Annotated in this window: 24 protein-coding genes; all 24 read right to left on the bottom strand. The window is 63.8% G+C overall.

The window, feature by feature from the left end; genetic code table 11:
* Positions 1 to 5: 5 nt before the first annotated feature.
* Entirely contained in the window at positions 6 to 347 is a 342-nt protein-coding gene (locus tag ACFPO9_RS06690) for a DUF1799 domain-containing protein (protein WP_379768698.1), read from the bottom strand.
* A 17-nt stretch (positions 348 to 364) separates the two neighbouring features.
* Complete coding sequence (locus tag ACFPO9_RS06685; RefSeq protein WP_379768696.1) at positions 365 to 697, bottom strand: hypothetical protein; 333 nt, start codon at positions 695 to 697, stop codon at positions 365 to 367.
* 39 nt (positions 698 to 736) lie between these two features.
* Positions 737 to 1,696, bottom strand: a complete 960-nt coding sequence (locus ACFPO9_RS06680) for a phage tail tube protein (protein WP_379768694.1) — start codon at positions 1,694 to 1,696, stop codon at positions 737 to 739.
* Entirely contained in the window at positions 1,693 to 1,878 is a 186-nt protein-coding gene (locus tag ACFPO9_RS06675) for a hypothetical protein (protein WP_379768692.1), read from the bottom strand. Before ACFPO9_RS06675 ends, ACFPO9_RS06680 begins: the two co-directional genes overlap by 4 nt.
* 2 nt (positions 1,879 to 1,880) lie before the next feature.
* Positions 1,881 to 2,312 carry a hypothetical protein gene (locus ACFPO9_RS06670; protein WP_379768690.1) on the bottom strand — a complete coding sequence of 144 codons (432 nt, stop codon included), beginning with the start codon at positions 2,310 to 2,312 and terminating at the stop codon, positions 1,881 to 1,883.
* Complete coding sequence (locus ACFPO9_RS06665) at positions 2,309 to 2,608, bottom strand: head-tail joining protein (RefSeq protein WP_379768688.1); 300 nt, start codon at positions 2,606 to 2,608, stop codon at positions 2,309 to 2,311. The genes ACFPO9_RS06670 and ACFPO9_RS06665 overlap by 4 nt, the downstream gene beginning before the upstream one ends.
* A 7-nt stretch (positions 2,609 to 2,615) precedes the next feature.
* A complete protein-coding gene (locus ACFPO9_RS06660; RefSeq protein ID WP_379768686.1) occupies positions 2,616 to 2,948 on the bottom strand; it encodes a DUF2190 family protein in 333 nt (110 codons plus the stop codon).
* A 46-nt stretch (positions 2,949 to 2,994) separates the two neighbouring features.
* Positions 2,995 to 5,019, bottom strand: a complete 2,025-nt coding sequence (locus ACFPO9_RS06655; RefSeq protein WP_379768684.1) for a prohead protease/major capsid protein fusion protein — start codon at positions 5,017 to 5,019, stop codon at positions 2,995 to 2,997.
* Between the two features lie 120 nt (positions 5,020 to 5,139).
* A complete protein-coding gene (locus ACFPO9_RS06650; protein ID WP_379768682.1) occupies positions 5,140 to 5,325 on the bottom strand; it encodes a hypothetical protein in 186 nt (61 codons plus the stop codon).
* Complete coding sequence (locus ACFPO9_RS06645) at positions 5,325 to 7,109, bottom strand: hypothetical protein (protein ID WP_379768680.1); 1,785 nt, start codon at positions 7,107 to 7,109, stop codon at positions 5,325 to 5,327. The genes ACFPO9_RS06650 and ACFPO9_RS06645 overlap by 1 nt, the downstream gene beginning before the upstream one ends.
* A gap of 3 nt (positions 7,110 to 7,112) precedes the next feature.
* A complete protein-coding gene (locus tag ACFPO9_RS06640) occupies positions 7,113 to 7,490 on the bottom strand; it encodes a hypothetical protein (RefSeq protein WP_379768678.1) in 378 nt (125 codons plus the stop codon).
* Entirely contained in the window at positions 7,487 to 7,918 is a 432-nt protein-coding gene (locus ACFPO9_RS06635; RefSeq protein ID WP_379768676.1) for a hypothetical protein, read from the bottom strand. The genes ACFPO9_RS06640 and ACFPO9_RS06635 overlap by 4 nt, the downstream gene beginning before the upstream one ends.
* A 2-nt stretch (positions 7,919 to 7,920) precedes the next feature.
* The gene (locus tag ACFPO9_RS06630) at positions 7,921 to 8,391 is read right to left on the bottom strand and encodes a phage tail fiber protein (protein ID WP_379768674.1); all 471 of its coding nucleotides are present in this window, start codon (positions 8,389 to 8,391) and stop codon (positions 7,921 to 7,923) included.
* Positions 8,392 to 8,454: 63 nt separating this feature from the next.
* Entirely contained in the window at positions 8,455 to 9,936 is a 1,482-nt protein-coding gene (locus ACFPO9_RS06625; protein ID WP_379768671.1) for a phage portal protein, read from the bottom strand.
* Positions 9,936 to 10,148: a phage head-tail joining protein gene (locus ACFPO9_RS06620; protein ID WP_379768669.1), complete on the bottom strand. Its 213-nt coding sequence runs from the start codon at positions 10,146 to 10,148 to the stop codon at positions 9,936 to 9,938. The genes ACFPO9_RS06625 and ACFPO9_RS06620 overlap by 1 nt, the downstream gene beginning before the upstream one ends.
* A gap of 48 nt (positions 10,149 to 10,196) precedes the next feature.
* Complete coding sequence (locus ACFPO9_RS06615) at positions 10,197 to 10,487, bottom strand: Mor transcription activator family protein (RefSeq protein WP_379768667.1); 291 nt, start codon at positions 10,485 to 10,487, stop codon at positions 10,197 to 10,199.
* A complete protein-coding gene (locus ACFPO9_RS06610) occupies positions 10,484 to 12,481 on the bottom strand; it encodes a phage terminase large subunit family protein (RefSeq protein ID WP_379768665.1) in 1,998 nt (665 codons plus the stop codon). The genes ACFPO9_RS06615 and ACFPO9_RS06610 overlap by 4 nt, the downstream gene beginning before the upstream one ends.
* Positions 12,478 to 13,050, bottom strand: coding sequence for a hypothetical protein (locus ACFPO9_RS06605; RefSeq protein ID WP_379768662.1), 573 nt, complete (start codon positions 13,048 to 13,050; stop codon positions 12,478 to 12,480). The genes ACFPO9_RS06610 and ACFPO9_RS06605 overlap by 4 nt, the downstream gene beginning before the upstream one ends.
* Before the next feature lie 138 nt (positions 13,051 to 13,188).
* Positions 13,189 to 13,434, bottom strand: a complete 246-nt coding sequence (locus ACFPO9_RS06600) for a hypothetical protein (RefSeq protein ID WP_379768660.1) — start codon at positions 13,432 to 13,434, stop codon at positions 13,189 to 13,191.
* A 53-nt stretch (positions 13,435 to 13,487) separates the two neighbouring features.
* Positions 13,488 to 14,243 carry a hypothetical protein gene (locus ACFPO9_RS06595; protein ID WP_379768658.1) on the bottom strand — a complete coding sequence of 252 codons (756 nt, stop codon included), beginning with the start codon at positions 14,241 to 14,243 and terminating at the stop codon, positions 13,488 to 13,490.
* A 2-nt stretch (positions 14,244 to 14,245) separates the two neighbouring features.
* Positions 14,246 to 14,536, bottom strand: coding sequence for a hypothetical protein (locus ACFPO9_RS06590; protein WP_379768656.1), 291 nt, complete (start codon positions 14,534 to 14,536; stop codon positions 14,246 to 14,248).
* A gap of 3 nt (positions 14,537 to 14,539) precedes the next feature.
* Positions 14,540 to 17,275: a DUF5906 domain-containing protein gene (locus ACFPO9_RS06585; RefSeq protein WP_379768654.1), complete on the bottom strand. Its 2,736-nt coding sequence runs from the start codon at positions 17,273 to 17,275 to the stop codon at positions 14,540 to 14,542.
* Positions 17,262 to 17,432 (bottom strand): hypothetical protein, encoded by a 171-nt coding sequence (locus ACFPO9_RS06580; RefSeq protein WP_379768652.1) that lies wholly within the window; start codon positions 17,430 to 17,432, stop codon positions 17,262 to 17,264. Before ACFPO9_RS06580 ends, ACFPO9_RS06585 begins: the two co-directional genes overlap by 14 nt.
* Before the next feature lies 1 nt (position 17,433).
* Positions 17,434 to 17,898 (bottom strand): YmfL family putative regulatory protein, encoded by a 465-nt coding sequence (locus ACFPO9_RS06575; RefSeq protein WP_379768650.1) that lies wholly within the window; start codon positions 17,896 to 17,898, stop codon positions 17,434 to 17,436.
* Between the last annotated feature and the right edge of the window lie 82 nt (positions 17,899 to 17,980).

The following is a 17,980-nucleotide window of genomic DNA, read 5'->3' as shown; positions in this document are numbered from 1 at the left end:
CTCGATTATCGTTTTGCTGCCCACTCTTCCAGGGCGACTCTTTCCATCGCCTGAATCGAGCCAAACAGCTGCGAGCGCGTTTTCTTGCTGACCCCGTGCAGCCGCAGGCACGACTCAACGCCGGCGTAATTCAACCCAACCGCTCCGGCCATCCCGACCGTCCACTGCGTCTGAAGCGCGCACCACATTAAGAACGCTTCTTCGTTCTCCGGCCAAAGCCAGTACTCGTCTTCGTCAAGGACAACACCTTCTTCAAATTGAAGGCCGAAGGCGGCGAGTGCTTCGGCCATCGAGTTGGCGGGATCCGATTCATGAACCCCGCCAAACTCCAGCTGGCCACGCGCCATCAGGCGCGCAGCCTCGGTCAGTTTTTTACGACTGCACCGACTTCCTTCAGGTAGGACTGGTAGCAGACCACCGCCATGCCGGCCTGGGCGAGAACCGCATTCAGGTTGTCGGCTTCGAACGGCAGCGGCTGGCCGTTCTCGTCGAGCACCGCTTCCCAGCCATGGGTAACGCGCTGGACGAACTCACGGACCGGTTCGTCGCTGTTCTTGATTGCGCTCTCGATCTCTTCCTGGCTCAGGCGATCGCACAGCAGGGTGAAATCGAAATTGACGGGCTTGCCGTCTTCGTCCTTGAGGGTGCCCTTGACGGGGACGCGCAGCTTTTTGCGCACAACGAGCTTGAATGCCATTTTTGATATCGCTTTCGTGTCTGTGAATGGGTGGTGGGCTTACAGGCTGACGATGCGCCATTCGTCGTTGCCGTTGACCGGCATGAAGCGCAGGTCGAAACCGATCAGGCGCTTACCGTTCTTCTCGGCCTTCTTCGGGCTCAGCAGCTGGACGGCGGGCGCGAAGAACAGGATCTTGTTGCCGGTGGTAAGGCCGATGGTGATCGCGAGGCTCTGGGTGGTGTTCGCTTTCACGGCCGCCATCAGAGCGACTTCTTGGGCCGCGGTGAGATCCAACTCGAGCGAGCCGGTCGATTCGCGGTTGGTGATGTCCACGGTCTCGCTGCTGAGCATCGGCGTGAACGCGACCTGGTTGCCGGCCTTCATCTCCAGGCCGGTGCTCGGGTAGACCGTGCCACCGGTGATCGCGCCAGCGGCGTAGCTGCCGCCGAGGGTGATGTCGATCACGTTGGCGCGGGTCATGGCCACCGGCTTCTTCCACGGCGTGAAGGTGCCGGTATCGCTTGCCGCAGTCACGCCGCCGTCCAGGCCGGTCCAGTCGAACTTCAGCATCGGGCGATCGCCGACCTTGGCCGACAGCGTGAAGTCGCCCATCGTGCCCAGCAGCTTGTGCAGGACACCGTCGTCGTAGTAGTACTGGCTCGAAGACTTCAGGCCGCTCGAGACCGGCGTGTACTCGACCCGGGCCGGCGTGGCAAGGACGCCCTCGGCGCAGGCGCAGGCCTGCAGCAGCTTGCCCCAAGCAGGCGCGGTCCCGGCGGTGCCGGAGCCGGCCAGCTCGGTCGAATAGCTCAGCTTGACGCTGGCCGAGCCGACCAGTTGCTCGCTGGCACCGAAGGTGCCGCGGATCAGGTTGCGGTCGATGTTCTGGGCGTCCAGCGGCGTGAGGCTCATGTCGCTCACGAGGACGGCATTGGCCGCGCCAGTCGGGTTTGCGTCGGTGCCGTAGGCAGATTCGATCGCGGCGACGATCAAGGTATTCCGGATGATGCGGCTCATGCGCCTTGCTCCTGTTCGGTGGTGACCATGTCAACGGCCGCGGCCGCCGACGCTTCCTCGCTCGGGGCCGGATCGTTCGAGATCCACGCCCACTTCGATTCGTCGAAACTCCAGGAACCGCCGGCTGGCGGCACCGGAATGTGGCGCCCGGAGGCGCCTTGATTGTTGGTTTCGGTGTTCATGTTCAGTTGAGGATTCCGTTGTCGGTACGGTGGTCCGCGATATAGGTGAGCCGAACCCACCCCGTTTTTTTGCCTTCGACGCTGTTCTCGGCCTCGAGGCCAGCGATGCGCAAGTCGAACACCAGGCCGCCAAGAGTCGTGTCCTGCGCCAGGCGCTCGGCCACCGCGGCAACCAGGTCGTCCACGGCCAGGTCGCCGGATTGCTGCAGGCTGCGCGCCAGGCAGTCGACGGTGATGCGGGTCTTCCAGTCGATCGGCTGGCCGGCAATCGTTGCGAGATCTGGCAGTGCCGTTTCCCACTGCACGCTTACGGCCTGCTCGGCCTGCTCGGGCGCCGGCACGGCGCGCGCGCGGTCGATCCGGTCGCATACCGCCGGCTCGGCCTTGAGCGCATCGATCACGGCGCTGACGATCTGGGCGAATGCCGTTTTCACTGGACACGCTCGACGGTCAGCATGGTCAACCCTGTGCCGTCCGACGCCGCAGCGCCGATGACAAATGGCACGCCGGCGATCTCGATGGTCTGGTCGACCGGGCTTTCCATCACCGCGCTAGAGGCAACCGTCACCATCGGGCTGGTGTCGGTTGCGCCGGGCCCGAGGTGCACGACCGACGCAGGCTGCCGGAAGACTCCCGGCACCGTCGCGCCGCCGATCTTCACCAGCACGTTGGAGAGCTGGTTCAGGATGGCGGCGTTTGCGTACGCCTCGAGGTCGGCGAAGGGAAGCATGGCCGAATTAGCGGATCACGCCGTCCAGCAGCACGCTGGCGGTGCTGACGCTGCCGCTCTTGTCGGCCGTGACTGCACCTACCAGGGTGTTGTTGGTGGCGGTGGTGGTGATCTTGCGTGCGGTGTCGTCCCAGTACACCTTGGCGCCCTGGGCGGCGGTGTCGGCGGTGACAGCGGGGATGTCGAACACGCCTTTACGCTTGATTTCGACCTGCGCGCCTTGGGCTGCGCTGTTGGTGGCAATGCCGAACAGCGAGCCGACCTTTACGCCCTGGCCACTGGTGACGGCGTACGGTGCGGTCACGGGGACCACGTCGCCGGCTTGGGTAAAGTTCTTCATTTTTCTGCTTTCCTTGTTGGTGAACGATCAGTCGAAGCCCGAAGGCTTAGGCGCCGGCGCCCTTGTACAGACCGCGGTGATCGACGGACGAAGCTGCGAAATCGTGGCGGCATTTAACCGTGATGCCATCGATTTCAAAGCCGACCTGGCTTTCGACCACCGGGCCTTCGGCTCCGTCCAGGTAGCAGTATTCGACGGTGTCGACCTGGCTGTTGCTGCTGGCGAGATACCACTCCTTGTCGCTGACCCCATCGAGGATCGGCTCGACCACTGGCTCGACAGCCGTGCGGCCGCCCGTGCGGAACTCGTTCACATCGCCTTGCTTCGCCGGCGTGTAATTCGAGCTGGTCAGCTGGTAAGCATCCTGCTCGAGTGCAGCCGGGACGATCAGGAAGTTGGGAATCAGGTTCAGCTGTTCGCCGGCGAGGCCTTTTTGCACACGCATCGCGGTACGGCCAGCCTTCAGTGCAGCCAACTGCAGGGCGGAGCCAGCGCCGGTGCCGAGGTTGCCGTGGTCGGCGTGGAAGAGCTTGGTGCCGTCGCCCATCACCGGGTTGTCGGTGAGTTGGCTGTACACCAGGCGATTTTCCAGGCGGCTGGCACTTGCGCCAAACGCGGAAACCAGCCGCTCGAACGCGCGAAGGTCGTCGTTGACGATCGCTTGACGGGTCAGACCAATCATCCGACCGTAGGTCACAAGCGCATAGTTCATGCCGGCATCCTTCATCGTGCCGTACTTGAACTCGCCGTGTTCGTTCGTACGGAGCAGCTCCGGTGCGCCGGACAGCTGGACGATGTTGATGTTCTTGAAGTCCGGAGCATTCGGCGCCTTACGAGCCCACAGGGTGTAGGTGCCACTGTTCTCTTCGTAGGCCGAGCGCATGCGCTTGTTGGCGACGTTGGCGAAGATCGCGGCGAAGTCACTGGTGCCGTGCATGCCCGAGCGGTAGTGCAGGATTTCGGTGGCCAGACGCATGCGTTCCATGCCGCGAGTGCTGACCCCACGCGCTTCCAGAAAGTCGCGACCGATTTCCAGCAGGCTCATGCCGCGGTATTGGCGGCCGTTATCGGTCAGCTTGGTGCCGGCATGGATGCGGTGCATCATCGCTTCTTCGACGCCGGCCATGCGCACCTGGTGCTCGTCGGTGACCACCTGGATCTGCACGTTGCGGTGGCCGCCGGCGGCGGCGTCGCTGCGCGCCAGTTCCTCCAGCACGGCGGCGCGCGCCTGGTCGACCGAGTTGCCGCCGCGGATCAGGCCAGCGGCCAGCTGGCTGACGTCGTGGCGGGTGCACATTTCGGTGATTTCGGCTGCGCGGGCGGCGGCTTCGTTTGCGGCTCGCGTGGCGGAGTCGTCGTTCGCAGCAGGTGCCGCGGCGGTCGGCGCAGCAGTTGCAGCCGGGGCTGCTGCCGGGGAAGCCGAGCGGGTCGGATCTGCGGGCGCGGGGTTCAGTGCGCCCGCTTGGGTAGCTTGTGGCATAACGGTTTCCTGTTGAGTGGAAGGGATTTGGGCGGGCGCCCGGGTGGTGAATTCGCAGTGCACGCCGGTGGCAGGCTGGCTGCGGGTGCTCGCGTCCGCGTCCGCCGGGACGGTGACGAAGCTGATCTCGTACGGCTGCCAGCTGACGGCGCGGTACAGCGGCATGTTCACGCCGTCCGTGCGGTCAATCGCGCGGGTGATCTCGTATTTGGTGACGTTGTAGCCGAAGCTGATCGACCGAATAATGCCGGCCTTGATGTCGGCAACGATGCCGGCCATCTCAGCCCGTGTCGACAGCCGCAGCGTTGCCCTGCCTTCGCCGTTCTCGATGCTGCCGCGGATGGCGATGCCGATGATCGAGGCGACCCCGCCATAGACGCGGTGCCCGTCGAGCACCTGGACGGTGCCGGCTTCGAAGCGCGACATGTCCACAGCTTCAGGTGTGACGGCCAGCTCTTCCTCGTACGCAGTCTCGGTCCACCAGTCATACCGGCGTACGCGGGAGCCGGTGGTCCAAACGACTTCGACCGTGTTGTCGGCTTCGTTGAAGGTGGAAGGGACCAGCGTGGCCTCGCGCGTTACCGAGGGCATCGTGCGAGGGTCGCTGGCGGAGCGGCTGGCGTTTTGCGGAGTGGTCGGTGTGGTCATGTCCGCATCATGCGGATTTCCCTGTCTCAATTCTCGGAAAATTGAGACAGTTTTTACACGCCTCTATTTATCGCTCTCGGACGGAGTGTACTGCCCATTTTTCAGGACCAGTGCTTTCGATGGATATGGATGCACGACCGGCGCGACACCATCACCCTTCGCTTGCTGAGAACCTGCTTGCGGCTCTGCCTCACTCGGATCGCGGCGCAGCTGGAACTGCGCGGCTAGCAGTTCGGTTATCTTGATCATCAGGGGTCCACCTTGTTAAACCAGGTGGTCTTGTCGAAGCGTTCGCCATTCAGGCATGGCACACGTGCGACCCATCGCCAGTCAGTAGGCAGGTCTTCGTCGACGCCGCCGAGCTTCACCACCACGAAGGTGCGCGGGACTCCCTCGATCGTCTCCACCTGCAGGTCTGGGCCTTCGAGCAGACCCACTCCAAACAGCAACGGGGCGATCTTCGAAGGGTCCGCCGACGTGTTCCGGTCCAGCAGCTCCTGGGTGATATCGGCCGCGTAATAGCTGATCTCGTCGGGATCGCGATCGACCGTCCACTTGTCGCCGATCTTGACAGGTACTTTTGCGCTCACACTCATCTGGTTAAACCTCACTCTGGGTCCACTACTTTCAAAAATTACGATGCGACTCCCGCTTCCTTCGAACACGACAACCCGGCTACCGCTGCCGTCGAACACGACGATGCGTTCCGGCGAGATCCTCGACACGTCGACCACAATGCCGCCGCCTGGCAACGCGTCGGACAGCGAGCCTACGGCGACGGCCAGAGCCGAAGCGCCGCCGGCGAGGCGGATTGAGCTGGTGAGCGCAGCGCCCCCAGTTGCGACGGCCGACGTCGAACCCTGCAAGGAGATCGCCGTCGACAACGTGGCTGCGCCGGTCGCCTGTGATGTGGCCGTGCCGCTGAGCGCCGCAGCGCCGCCAGCCAGGTCGCCCGAGGCAGATGCGCGCGCCACTGCTGCGCCCTGCAGCGCGATCGAGGTCGAAAGCGAGCCAGTGCCAGAGGCCTGGCCGACTGCTGCGCCGGCCTGCTGGATCGCGGTGGTCAATGCGCCGGTACCGGATGCTTGGACCGATGCGGCACCCTGCACCGGAATGGACGTGGAGAGGCTGCCAGCAGCGGCCGCCAGCACCGCCGCGGCACCTATCAGACGCAATGACGTGGACAGCCCGCCAGCGCCAGATGCCGAAGCGGTTGCAGCACCATTGAGCGACATGTCGGCGACTGCCGCGTCGACGCCCTCATTTTCCTCGTCTGTTGCGGCCGCGAATAGTTGCCATGGTTGCGTGGACAGGCTCGCCACCTCGGCAGCTGTTACAACTCGGCCAAGGTGGTACTGACCGTATTGAATGGCGTTGCAATTACGCGAAGGGTTCTCGATCGACTCCGAGCCGACGGAGACGTATTCAGTGCCCGTCGGCGTCACATCTGTGCTGCCGTTGCCCGAATAAATACTGGACAGGTCGTACAGGAGGCCGCCGTCGGCAGCGACGCGCAGATATACCGTGCCGCTACCACTTGAACCGCGAGTCACTGAAGCTGCGATGATCAAGCGCCGCCCATATAGCGACGACGCGCCAATAGCGAAACTGCGAGATCCATTTGCGCCAGCAATACGGAAATTAACCTGCAGCGTATCCGCTGTATCGCGATCAATGCTCAGCCACGCATCGTCTTGGGTGGTCGATCGCCACATCCCGCCAAGCGAAGGGCGGGAGCCAGACGGAGCGCCGGCGATGACGATGTCGAAAATTGCCGTTTGATCGCTAACCAGAAGCGCAGCAGCGGTCCTGGCTGAGTAAAACGTGCCCGCGTTGACTGCTCGGAGGTCATACGCCAAGCCGCCGGCAAAGCCTTTGATTGCCTGCGCCGAGCCGCGGCCCGTCGCTGCGCCACCCGCAACCAATTCGCGCAAGCCGGCCCCGCCATGCACCGCAAAAGCCAGGCTCCGACCGATAGGATTCGACTGGTCGATTCGTTGACCGCCCTGCGGCTGGTAGCGCATACCGGCCATAGATCAACCTTTCGCGAAGAGTACGCCCCTGAACGTCACGGCGTTCGTCGTGTTGCCGTAGCAAAGCATGCGAACGTAGGAGGCGGTCGCCGGCAGATCGATGAGACCGGTCTGCTCGCTGCTCGCTACCGTATCGCCGCCGCCAGTCCACAGGTCGGTGATATTGTTCGCGCCATCGTCCGATACCTGGAAGGTGAACTGGCCCTGTACGGTCGGCGCGCTCGATCCGTTCTTGACGCTCCATGCGAGCTGGCCGCCATTGAGCGTGCGGACATCGACCCACCCGCCGGTGCCGCCCGCTGCCGGCGCTGCCTTGGTGCCGCCCGCGGCGATCGCAGCCGCGGCGAAAATCGTGACTGTGCTGCGTGTGGGTGCCGTCATTTCTCGGTTCCGTCCGGGTTGAAGAGTGCGTCGGCGACGTCCTGGGCCGTCAATGGGTCGGGCTCCACGCCGAGCGCGCACAGCGCATCCGCCTGCGACTGGGTGATGACGTTCGCCGTTGCAAACGCGCGGATAGCACCCTGGGCCACGGGTGAGCCAACCTTCAGTCTGCCCTGCTCGAGCAGCGGCTTCACGTGGCGCATCGACGGATCGCTGCCGATGTGGTCGAGCAAGCTATTGCCGGCATCGATGCCGATTGTTGCCAGGATCGTACCGTTGCCGACCTCGGTCGCCGACGGGTGAGTGCGCCCCACCGACAGCAGCGCGGCCAGCGCAGCGCAGTCTTTGCGCGCCAGCGCGTCCATGCCGGCCTGGGTGGCGCGCGCAGCTTGGCGGAGCCCCGCTTGTTGGTCAGTGGTCAGGCTCATGATCAGTTGTCGATCTGGTAGGTCAGCGCGCCCGCGGCGAAGGACGGGGCAGGGTCGCCGTTGTTGATGGTCTTGGAAGCACCCAGCGGCGCGCGGATGATCTCGGTACCGCCGGTCAGCGAATCGAAGATACCCCATTCAACCGCCTGGCCCCACGGGCCGCTCGGCACCGGGAACGTGATCGCGATGTTGTTCGACGTGGTACCGCTGTTGCCGCTAGATACTGTCGTCGAGCCTGCGCCCTGCGTCCCGGCCCAATTCGCGAGCGAGGCCGCGACAGCGACGCGCGCGTAGCCGCCGCCGGACAACTCGGTGCCGACGGAGGCATCGCTGCCAGCCGCGCCGATCAGGCCGACGTAGTGCGTCGACGGGCCTGTGCCGGCCGCTGCAGTTGTATTGGCCAGGCCCAGCGCTTGGCCGCGAAACAGGAAGTCGATCAGCTTGTTTTCGAATGCGTCGGTGTTTGCGCTCATAGGGCTCTCAAGTAGATGCGTCGGACATCCCGACTATTGGTTGGTAAGTTTTCGCCTTGCGAATCACTTTTGCGCGCCGGATGCACTGTCATTCGCACTGGCTGTTGGCAAGTTCCCCCGCTGCATGAAGAGCATGGTTTCAAGAATGCCAAGTGACTTGAGCTTGTCGTAGTCGGACTTCCATTCGTCGAAGACGACGTCCGGATCGTAGCCACGCTGGCGAAGCTTTTCGCTGATGGTCGACAGACCGGCGCCGATCTCGGCGAGGTCTGCTTTGACATCCTGCTCGGGGTTCACGTAATCCCATTTCGGCGGACTGAACTCCACTGCGGCATCGCGCGTACGAACTTTGCCGGCCAAGTAGGCTGCTTCGACGAAGGCCTCATGGATCGGCACAAGCAGCTTTGGAATCAGCACCAGCCACTGGTGCTGCTGGATTGCGCGGCGGAAGTCGAGCAGACGTACACGCGCGCTGCTGAAGTTCACTTCGGCCATGTCGCCGGTCAGCATTTCATACGGCACGCCCAGGCCGGCGGCGATCAGGTGCAGCTGGTACTTGACGTAATCGACGTAGCCGGGAGCGGCCTTCGGCTCGACAACGGTGAAATTCATCCCGCCGGGCATGCCGAAGATGTTCCCGCCGCCCAGCTCGCCCAGGTCGCGCACGCCCTGGCTCTGCGACGCGCCGCCATCACCGAGCGCCGCAGGGTTCTCCATCGAACTGGTGTCGCCGCTGGCCAGCACGCTCAGCCTGGTCTCCAGGTTCTTGCGCGCCAGCTCGGCGTCCTCATACAGCTGCAGGTCGCGAACGCGCGCGATCACCGGGGCAAAGCGGGTAAAGCCGCGGCCCTGTCCTGGACGGTCCGGGCTGAACAGATGGATGATGTTCTTCGCCGACACGCGCGAGCTCTGCGCCTTGCGGCCGCGGATCAGCGCCGTGTCCCCCGGGTGCTGGTCCCACAGGTAGTAGGCGGCGACGGCGCCGAGCACGTCGTATTCGATCCCGTTGACGATCTGATTTCCGCCATAGGTGCCCATGCGGTCGCTGTCCAACCAGTCGATTTCGAGCAGCTGCAGTTGCAGCGGCACCGGCAGTCCGTCCGTGGGGCGTCGTGGTCGCAGCCTCACCAGAACTTCGCCATCCTGCTCGAGCGCGGTCTCGGCTGCTTTTTGCAGGCCGTAGTAGTCATAGCGCCCGTCGGCGTCGCACACTTTCGACCACTGGAGGAACAACGCATTCAGCTTTGCCTCTTCCGCTCCCGTGGCGCGCGGGACGATGCCGGTGCCGACCGTCGCCGAGACGAGGCCGGTCAGGGCCGCGGTGCAATATGGAACATTCTGGACCAGGGCGCGTGCCTTGTTCCGCAGCGTTCTTGCATCCGCCTGGTGGTCGGCATTCGCGCTTGCGCCAGCGCGGCGTGGGCGCCATGGGTCGCGAGGGCTTGCCGCCTCGTAAGCGCGCTCAAGTCGCTTTCGGGCGAAGTGGCGCGAGATGCCGGCTTGAGGGCTGACCCACCCGACGATGCGATCCAGGAGGTTCGGCATCAGTCGCCCCTTGTGGTGGTGAAGCGAAAGCCGAAGACGCGAGGTCCGCGGTTCAATGCCCCGGCGTTGACGATGCGCGCCACGTGATCGCGCGCGGCGATCAGCTGGCTGGTTGTCTGGTAGGTGTGCTTGCGGCCATCGAACTCCACGGACAGGGTGCCGCGGGCAATCGCGAGGTCGAGTGCGTCAAGATCGGTTTGAGTGAGGGCCATGCCGCTGAGGGTAGCGACCCGGCCGTCTCATTTCTCGGAAAACTGAGACTATTTCTTCCCGGACTGTTTGATGATCCGGTACACGGTCGCGCGCCCGAGGTTGAGCTTGCGCGCGACCTCGCTGGCATTGCGGCCATTGAACAGGCTGAGGACTTCCCTTTCCAGTTGCTTGCGACGAGCGGCCGAGCGCCGCGGGATATAGATCTCGATCCCGCTGAAATCCTGACGCACCTCGTCCTGCAGCTCTGCCAGGCGCGGCGCCAGCTGGGGGAACTCTTCGCCCAGGTATTTGAAAATGGCGTCGACCAGGTCGGGATTGTCGAAGACCTCTGCGTTCACCACTGCCTCCCGGCTGGGCGGCGTGACGGTGCGGGGTGCGTCTGTGGTTTCGGTGTCGGCCATTGGTCAGGGCGTGATAGGGTTGAAGATGCGGCCGGCGGCTGCTCGGCCATATTGTTGTCAGCGGCCGCAGCGTCGGCCGATGCCGCTGGCGGTTCCTGGAAGAGGTCGCGGGTATCGGGGTCGACGAACTCGCGAACCTGCTTCCACTGCGCCGGCGTTTTCTTGTGGAGGCCGAGGTAGTGCGCGCAGGCCACCGAGTAGACCATCAGGTCGCCGGCCTCATTGCGGTCGTTCTTTTTCTTTTCCCAGACGCGCACCTTGCGGCCTCGCTTGTAGACCGTGATGCAGTACTCGGCTGTCAGCTGCTCGTAATACTCTGTCGGCAGATCGGCGGGGAAGTGAATTGCGCCGGGACCGGCTGCCAGGGCATACCGCGCCGAGAGGTAGTCCTTCGCGGTGTCGGTACCGATCAGCCACAGCTTGGCGCCGTGCGGCATGGTCTTGCCCTGCCAGTTGACATCGACGAGCGAGGGCTTCGCGCTCAGAATCGGCTTATTCAGCGTCGACGCGCCCTTGATCGCGTAGATGTGGCGGTGCTGGCGGGTGCGGGTGAAGTTGTACACGTCGTGCGTGTTGGCGCCGCCCGAGTCGATGAAGGCCGCGGAGATCGGGAGCATGCGGCCGCCTGCATGGCGATACTGGCCGAGCAGCACCTCGCTATCGAGCCGATCCCAGACGGCTTGCTCGGACGGCGAGCCGAACAGCACCTGGTAGTCGACGATCCATCCTTCCATGCCCTCGCCCCAGGCGGTGACCTTTGCCTCAAGGCGGTCCGGCTGGGTGTCGACGGTGCACACCAGGATCAGCCCCCCCTTTGGCACCGTGCCGAGCTTGTAGCTTTCCGCGCGCGCCGACAGCTCGCTGGCCTTGGTCTGCTCTTTCTTCCGTTCCCAGCACCGCGCCAGGCGCGTGTTGTAGAACGTGATCATCAGTTCCTGGTCGCCCTCCTCCAGCTTGGCTTTGGCGGCGCGGTACTCGCGTAGCAGCGCTATCCACGGCAGCCAGCCATACGGCGCGAACATCGCGTTGATGGTGAAGCTGACGGTTTCGCCATCGCCAGGCACGCCGTCCGACCACAGGCCGCGCGCGAACATGCGGTTCTTGTCGGTCTCGTAATGCATCGCGCCGCAGTCGATGCATGGGTAGATGGCCTGGCCGGCGTCGTCCTGCTGCAGGCGCTCGAACACCAGCGGCTGCGCGTGGCCGCAGTGCACGCACTCGGCCAGGGCTTCCTGCTGCGTTCCCTGCTTGAACAGGTGCTCGATGATGGACTGCCCCACCACCGTCGGCGAGCTGGGGAAGTAACTCTTGCGATTACGCTCGAAAGTGGTCTGACGCGCCTTGGCCAGCGCGACCGGGTCGCCCTCGCCGTTGACGTTGTTCTCGGCGCGGTCGACCTCGTCGAACAGCACGCGGCGCGCCGGGATCTCGGAAAGGTTCGCCGCGGCGCCGGCGGTGACGATGTGCAGCGAGCCACCGATGTATTCCTTGGTGTCCAGGGTGTTCACCGAATCCCGGGCACGCGGCGCGGCGACACGCTCGCGCACTTCCGGCACCGCGGCGATCGTCTTGCTCACGCGCGCGCTGGTGCGCTTGGCCAGTTTGCCAGTCGGGAGAATCCACAGGAAGTTTGCCGGCGACTGGTGGACGCTCGCGCAGAACCAGTTCAGGCCAACCTGGGTCTTGAGCATCTGCGATGCGCCCATCAGCGCGACGACCTTGCACCAGTGGGAGTCGGACAGCGCTTCCATCACGGCGCGGGCGTGCGGCGTGCGGCTGGTGCGGTACTTGCCCGACTCATTGGCGCCCGATTCCTTCGGGATGATCATGTAACGGTCTGCCCAGGCATCGACCGTCATGTTCGGATCCGGCGTCAAGCCCCGCGCGAACGATGGCCGCACCACGTTGACAGCTGGAGGCAGGCCGGTCATTGCGCAAGCTCCTCGAGCTGGACACCCAGCTTCTCACCGAACGCATGCGCCAGGCTTTCGAGCAGGATGCGGTGCTCGCGGTCGATAACGTCTTCGCATTCCTCTGCCGTCGTCAGCGGCGCGACGTCAGCGGCGATGCGACGCGCGCAGTTCATCAGCCCGTCCCGCATCGACCGCGCCACTTCGAATACGCACGAATCGACATCCTCCCGCAACAGGAACTTGCCGGCCTGCTCGGCCAGCTTGAGTTCGGCAAGCTCTGCCTCCGCTGCCTCCCGCCGCGCGCGGCTGCTGTCGTAGCCTGGTACCTTCGCCGACTTCGGCGGTTCCGTACCTCCTGCCCCTCCCGAACCCGCCGCGCCCGCTGGCTGCGCCGCCCCAGCCGGAAGGTCAGGGCGGTTGCCGTTCGCGCGCTGCCGGGTGTTGCTGCGGTAGCGGTGCGATGCGTACTCGGGATCGACCTTGCCGTCAGTCACTGGAATGTCGCAACGCTTCACCGCGTCGTATGCAGACTGGCGGGAGATCCCTTCTGTCTTGGCCCACTCGGCGATGGTTGTCAGGTTTGGCATGCGTTTTTTCTACTTGTCAGGATATCTGTCAGGAAATTCTTTTCGGTTCCGCTAGTGCGATGACGGGGCCTGAATTACCCTTGCCGACCGCCTCCCTGGAAGAACCTAACCCCGGGGAGGGGGGTCGGCAGGCCGGCGTCAGCGGCGCGGAGCGGCCCGGTCGCAGCCCGGCGTCGCGCCGTTGTCCAGCTCGACGACCGGCACGCACAGCACTTCATCCAGACGTTGCTGGTCGAACCACTGAGACTCGCGCATCGCACCGTCTTCGCTGCAGCGCGGTTGGATCAGTGCCTGGTTGCAGCCGCTGATGTACTGGACGAAGCCGGTAGCCACGCCAGCGAAGCCGGTGATCTTGTCCTTGTAGGTCGTACCGAGTTTGATCATTTACATTCCTTTGGTAGTTGCCGGCGTCCGGCCGGCTCGGTTTGATTCGTGGGTCAGCGGAGCCTTGCGCTTTGCACCGCCTTGGTCCACTCGGCATCGAAGTGGCGCGGGAACTGCGCATTGACCGTGGCCTGGCCGACCTCGAAGAACTTCAGGCGCGGCCGGTACTGCACCGAGCGCACGAAGATGAACACGGGCTTGAGTGCGCTGCCATGTGCGAAGGCTCGCTTCAGGTAGATCCCGGGCTGCAGGCCGCGGCGCACCTTCGGCAGCGCGAAGTAGGTCACGCCCTGGCGGGCGATGGTGCGGTTCGACCTGGCGCTGCCGGTAGCGCGCGACTCGTGGCCGGCACCACGCTGCACCTTCAGCTGTGACAGGATCTGGACGATCTGGCTGCGCTTGACGTTCCCGTTGCCGTCCAGCTGGGCGCCAGCACCTGGCACGACGAACCAGCCCGAAGGCATCAGGCCGTTCGCCTGCAGCAGGCGCTCGATGCCCTTCAGGCCACGACCACCGCCGTAGATCTGCGGCAGCAGGAAGCGATCGGCTGGTGTGCCCTTACCGAATGGGTTGTCCTTGACCCAAACGCGCGCCTCCAGGTTGTCCTTCTTCGCCGCCTTAAGGAACGTGCCGTTCAGGGCGTACGCGGTCGGGCGGTCGAAAGCGCGCTGCATCTCGCTCTTGATCGCGGCCTGGGCATCCTGCATCGAGCGCGTCAGCGATACGGCGGCCACGAATGGCGCCTGGCGGCCGAGCGCCTGGAGGCGGCTGGCTACGTCGGGGAAGTTGGTCTGGATGTTGATCCGCATGATCAGGCCTCTTTACATGGGTTAACAGGGTCAAGGACCAACCCTGTTACGTTGAAACCCGCATGGATACTGGCTTTGAACAGGGTTAACAGGGTTAACAATGTTTTTTCCATGCGCACGGAAGAATTATTAATGGCGTGGTGTGGCTGAATCAGTCCTGAGAAAATCGATGCGTGCGCACGCGCGGACCCTGTTAACCCTGTTAACCCTGTAGAAGCCGCATGGATGCTGGCTTTCCGGCTATCAGGCTTGTGCGCAACCGTGTTAACCCCTGTTAAGCGATAGGCGTGCATGGTTCAGTCCTTGATCTCGGCAACGTCGCGGAAGGTCTGGCATTGCTTGCTGAGGTTCGGAGCAGGCTCGCCCTCGGCGGCCGGCGGCACATGGAACACGGTCAGCAGCTTCTTCTGCCCTGTTGCGCCGAGGGTGACCCACTGGCGGTCTTTCCGGATACGTTGGGCTATCAGCTCGGCGAACTTTGTCATGCTCACCTGGCGATACCCGTATTTGTTGCAGTAGCGCGAATACACCGTGTACAGGTCGGAGGACAGGCACGAGCAGTACGGCGCGGTCAGTTCGCCGCTTTGCCAAGCCAAGTAGAACAGCTCCCAGTCGGGCCGGCCGAAGTTGATCATGCGTTCCTTCGACGATGTCATGATCGGCTTCGTGTGCGGCGAGAAGTCTTCCAGCGGATATTCGAGCAGGTATGCGTAGAAAGCCTCACTGAGCCCGTTTCCGAGCGTCTCCTGGATCTCTTTGAGCAGCAGGGGCTCGAGGGGATTGCGCGCCTCGGTGACCAGAAAGCGACGGTCATCCGGTTCAATCGGCACAGCCTGGAACTCGTTGGAGAGCATCACCACGTTCATGTGGTTGGCCTCGGTACGGTCGTCCTTGAACTTCTGGGTCACCATCTGGTCCCGGCCGGTGATCATGTGCTTGATCAGCCCGAAGTGGCTGTACTTATCCTGCCTGGACAGGATCTCCTCGAACAGCACGAACAGCTTCTGCGATCGCCAATGGGTGTACTGCGCGTCCAGCTGGTGCTGTCCACCGGTAGCGCCGTGCGCGCCATAGATTGGCTTGACGATGCCTTCGAAGAAGAGCGACTTGCCTGTGCCCTGCTTCTCGCCGAAGAACAGCATCGCGGTCTGCATCTTGGCGCCGGGGTGCTGCAGCGGGTAAGCCAGCCAGCACAACGCCCAGTGGAAGATTTCGTCGCAATTCGGCTCGCTGCTGCACAGGCTGTACAGCAAGCCTAAGGCAAGCTTCGCCTTGGCATCGTCCTTCTTCGGTGTGAGCGGGAAGCCTTCGAACATGTTGATGTGCGTCGCGAGGTCGACGCGCTGCGTCGGGTCGAACACTAGGCGATCCAGGTCGACCTCGCGCCGCATCGGATGTTCGAGCCAGCGGGTGGCGAGATCCGATCCGCGCGCCAGGGACATGGCGTCGTAGGCGATGACCGTACGCTTCTCGGCATCCCATACCGTCTTGGTCCCGTAGAGCAGCGTGTATCGACTCAACATGCTGACGATGTTGTCGACCCCCGCCTCCCCTGCTTCGACTGCGACGCCGCGGCGCGTGGCCGGAAGATTGCGAGGACTTACCGAACGGCGGTCTGCGTGATCGAGCCAGGCCTTGGCAACATCCTTGCCAACGGTGTCTTGGAAACCGGCGCGCTTCATGCGCAACTTGTTCAGCGAGTCCCACACGTCCGTAGTGCCCTGCACCAGGGCGCAGTGTGCGAGCGCCCAGTCGAGCGTGAGTGCGCCCTTGGTCACCGGCGGTGCATCACTTTCGGAAGGGCTCGGGGAACCGCCTTCGGTAACGGCAGGCACCTCGTCAAAGTGCGCGGGGACATCGCTGCCTTCTGGCCCTGCGCTATCGACATCGAGAGCGCGGGAACGTGCGGCCAGCACCTGGTCACGTACCACGTCCAGCGATTCGGCCAGGTACAGGTCATTGAAGTCGGAGTCCTTACTGTCGGCCGCGCGATTGGCGAAACCCGGAGCAATGACCGACGCATTACCGACAGCCTTCGCTGCGGCATGCGCACGCGAGATGCCGGCATTCTCGAACTTGCGGGTCTTGACGCTGCGGCCGGTCCGGATGTCGGCCTCGATGTAGTCGATGTCGTCGGTGCCCTTGCGCCAGGTAGCGCGCACTCGCACGATGTCGCCGCCCTTCGCTTCCAGCTGATAGTCCTTGCCATCGATGGCCGGCGTCCAGTCGACCTCATAGTCCTTCAGTAGCGCCTCGTGCAGGCGCGCCACCAAGCGCATGTCGTCGTCGGCCAGGAACAGCAGATGTGCATTGGGGAAGTCGCGGCGTAGCTGCTGCGCGACCGGCAGCAGGTTGCCAGCATTAAACGCGACCATGGCTGGCGTATCGAAGTCCGTCGCCATGCGTACGGTTGCGCATGTCGCATAGCCTTCGCCGATCTCGATCAGCGGTACGCTGGCGTCGACGGAGCCGAGCAGGCAACACGCGCCGACCATGTCGGCTTCAAAGCTGAAGCGCTTAGCGCCGTCAGCCTGGATCTTCTGTAGCGCAACCAGTACCGCACCGGCATGACTGTACTTACGCGCGGGGACAAGCAGATCGCCTTTCGGCGAAACGCGCGTGCCTTCGCTTCCAACTCGCTTGCGCTCCAAGTAGTCATGCGGACCTTCGACTGCGCCGGCCCAGTCCATCTTCGCCCGGTTCGCCGCCAGCTCGGCGGCGCGCTGCCTCCCTTCAGCTTCCGCTCGCTGGTACTCGGCCTGCTTGCGCTCGGCCTCGGCACGCTCTTCGGGCGTCACGCCTTCCCAGTCGACCGTGACCGGCACGGCGTTGTTGTCGTCGCCGCGCCAGATGCCGAAGCCGCCGGTGATGACGCGGCGGCCGCTCTTCAAGTCGAACTCGCGCAGGATGTACCAGGCTTTCTTACCCGGCCCGAAGCGCTTCTTCTTACCGTCTAGCACTGGATGCCCGTCAGGGAGGGCCGGGAGCCCTTCCGCGCGCATCTGCCCCACGACCTGGTCAAGCGTTGCCATTGGCGCGCCCTTCTTCATTGTTGAGTGCGACCAAGTTCAGGACGAGGTTCGCGAGGATGCGGGCCTTCTCGGCCGGCGTCCTGCGCTTTGGCGGCGGCTCAGGCGCGAATTGGTCGAGAGCGATCACTGGGCTATCGATGTGCTGTTGCTGCGGCATTTCAGCGATCATCCGCTGGACGCTCGGCCGGCTTGCGGCAGTACACATGAAACATCAGGCTCATCAGCTCCTGCAGGGCCTTGTGCATCTGCTGCGAGATGTCCTCCAGCTCGGCGCGCTCGCGCTTGTCGATCTCGCCGTCTTTCTTGGCCTCGCTGTAGGTCTTGAGCAAGTGGCCGAGCTCGGATACCAGTTCGTGTGACTTCGCCTCGAGGTCCAGGCCATGAATGCATTCGGCTTCCGGCAGCTCTACGAATACACCGCCGCTTTCGGCCGCGACGGCCTGGGCAAAGTGCTTGGTGCCGGCGTGGGCCTGGATGAGCAGCGCGGTTTCGACACGCATGCCCGAGCCCTTTACTTCATACACGCGAGCCTCCAACGCCGACCGGCTCATGCCCAGCATGGCGGCCGTGCCGACCCAGCTGTGGACCTTGATCATTTCCTGGTATGCGGTCAGCAGTTCCATAGTCATCCTTCGGGTTCTTGGGTTTTGCTTTTAAAACAACGTTGCTACGATGCGTTACATAAATCATTCAAAGGATAAATTT

The organism is Massilia aerilata (assembly GCF_042656905.1).
GTDB lineage: Bacteria > Pseudomonadota > Gammaproteobacteria > Burkholderiales > Burkholderiaceae_D > Telluria > Telluria aerilata.
Note: the sequence above shows the minus strand (reverse complement) of the source record. Positions and strands in the feature narration are given on the sequence as shown.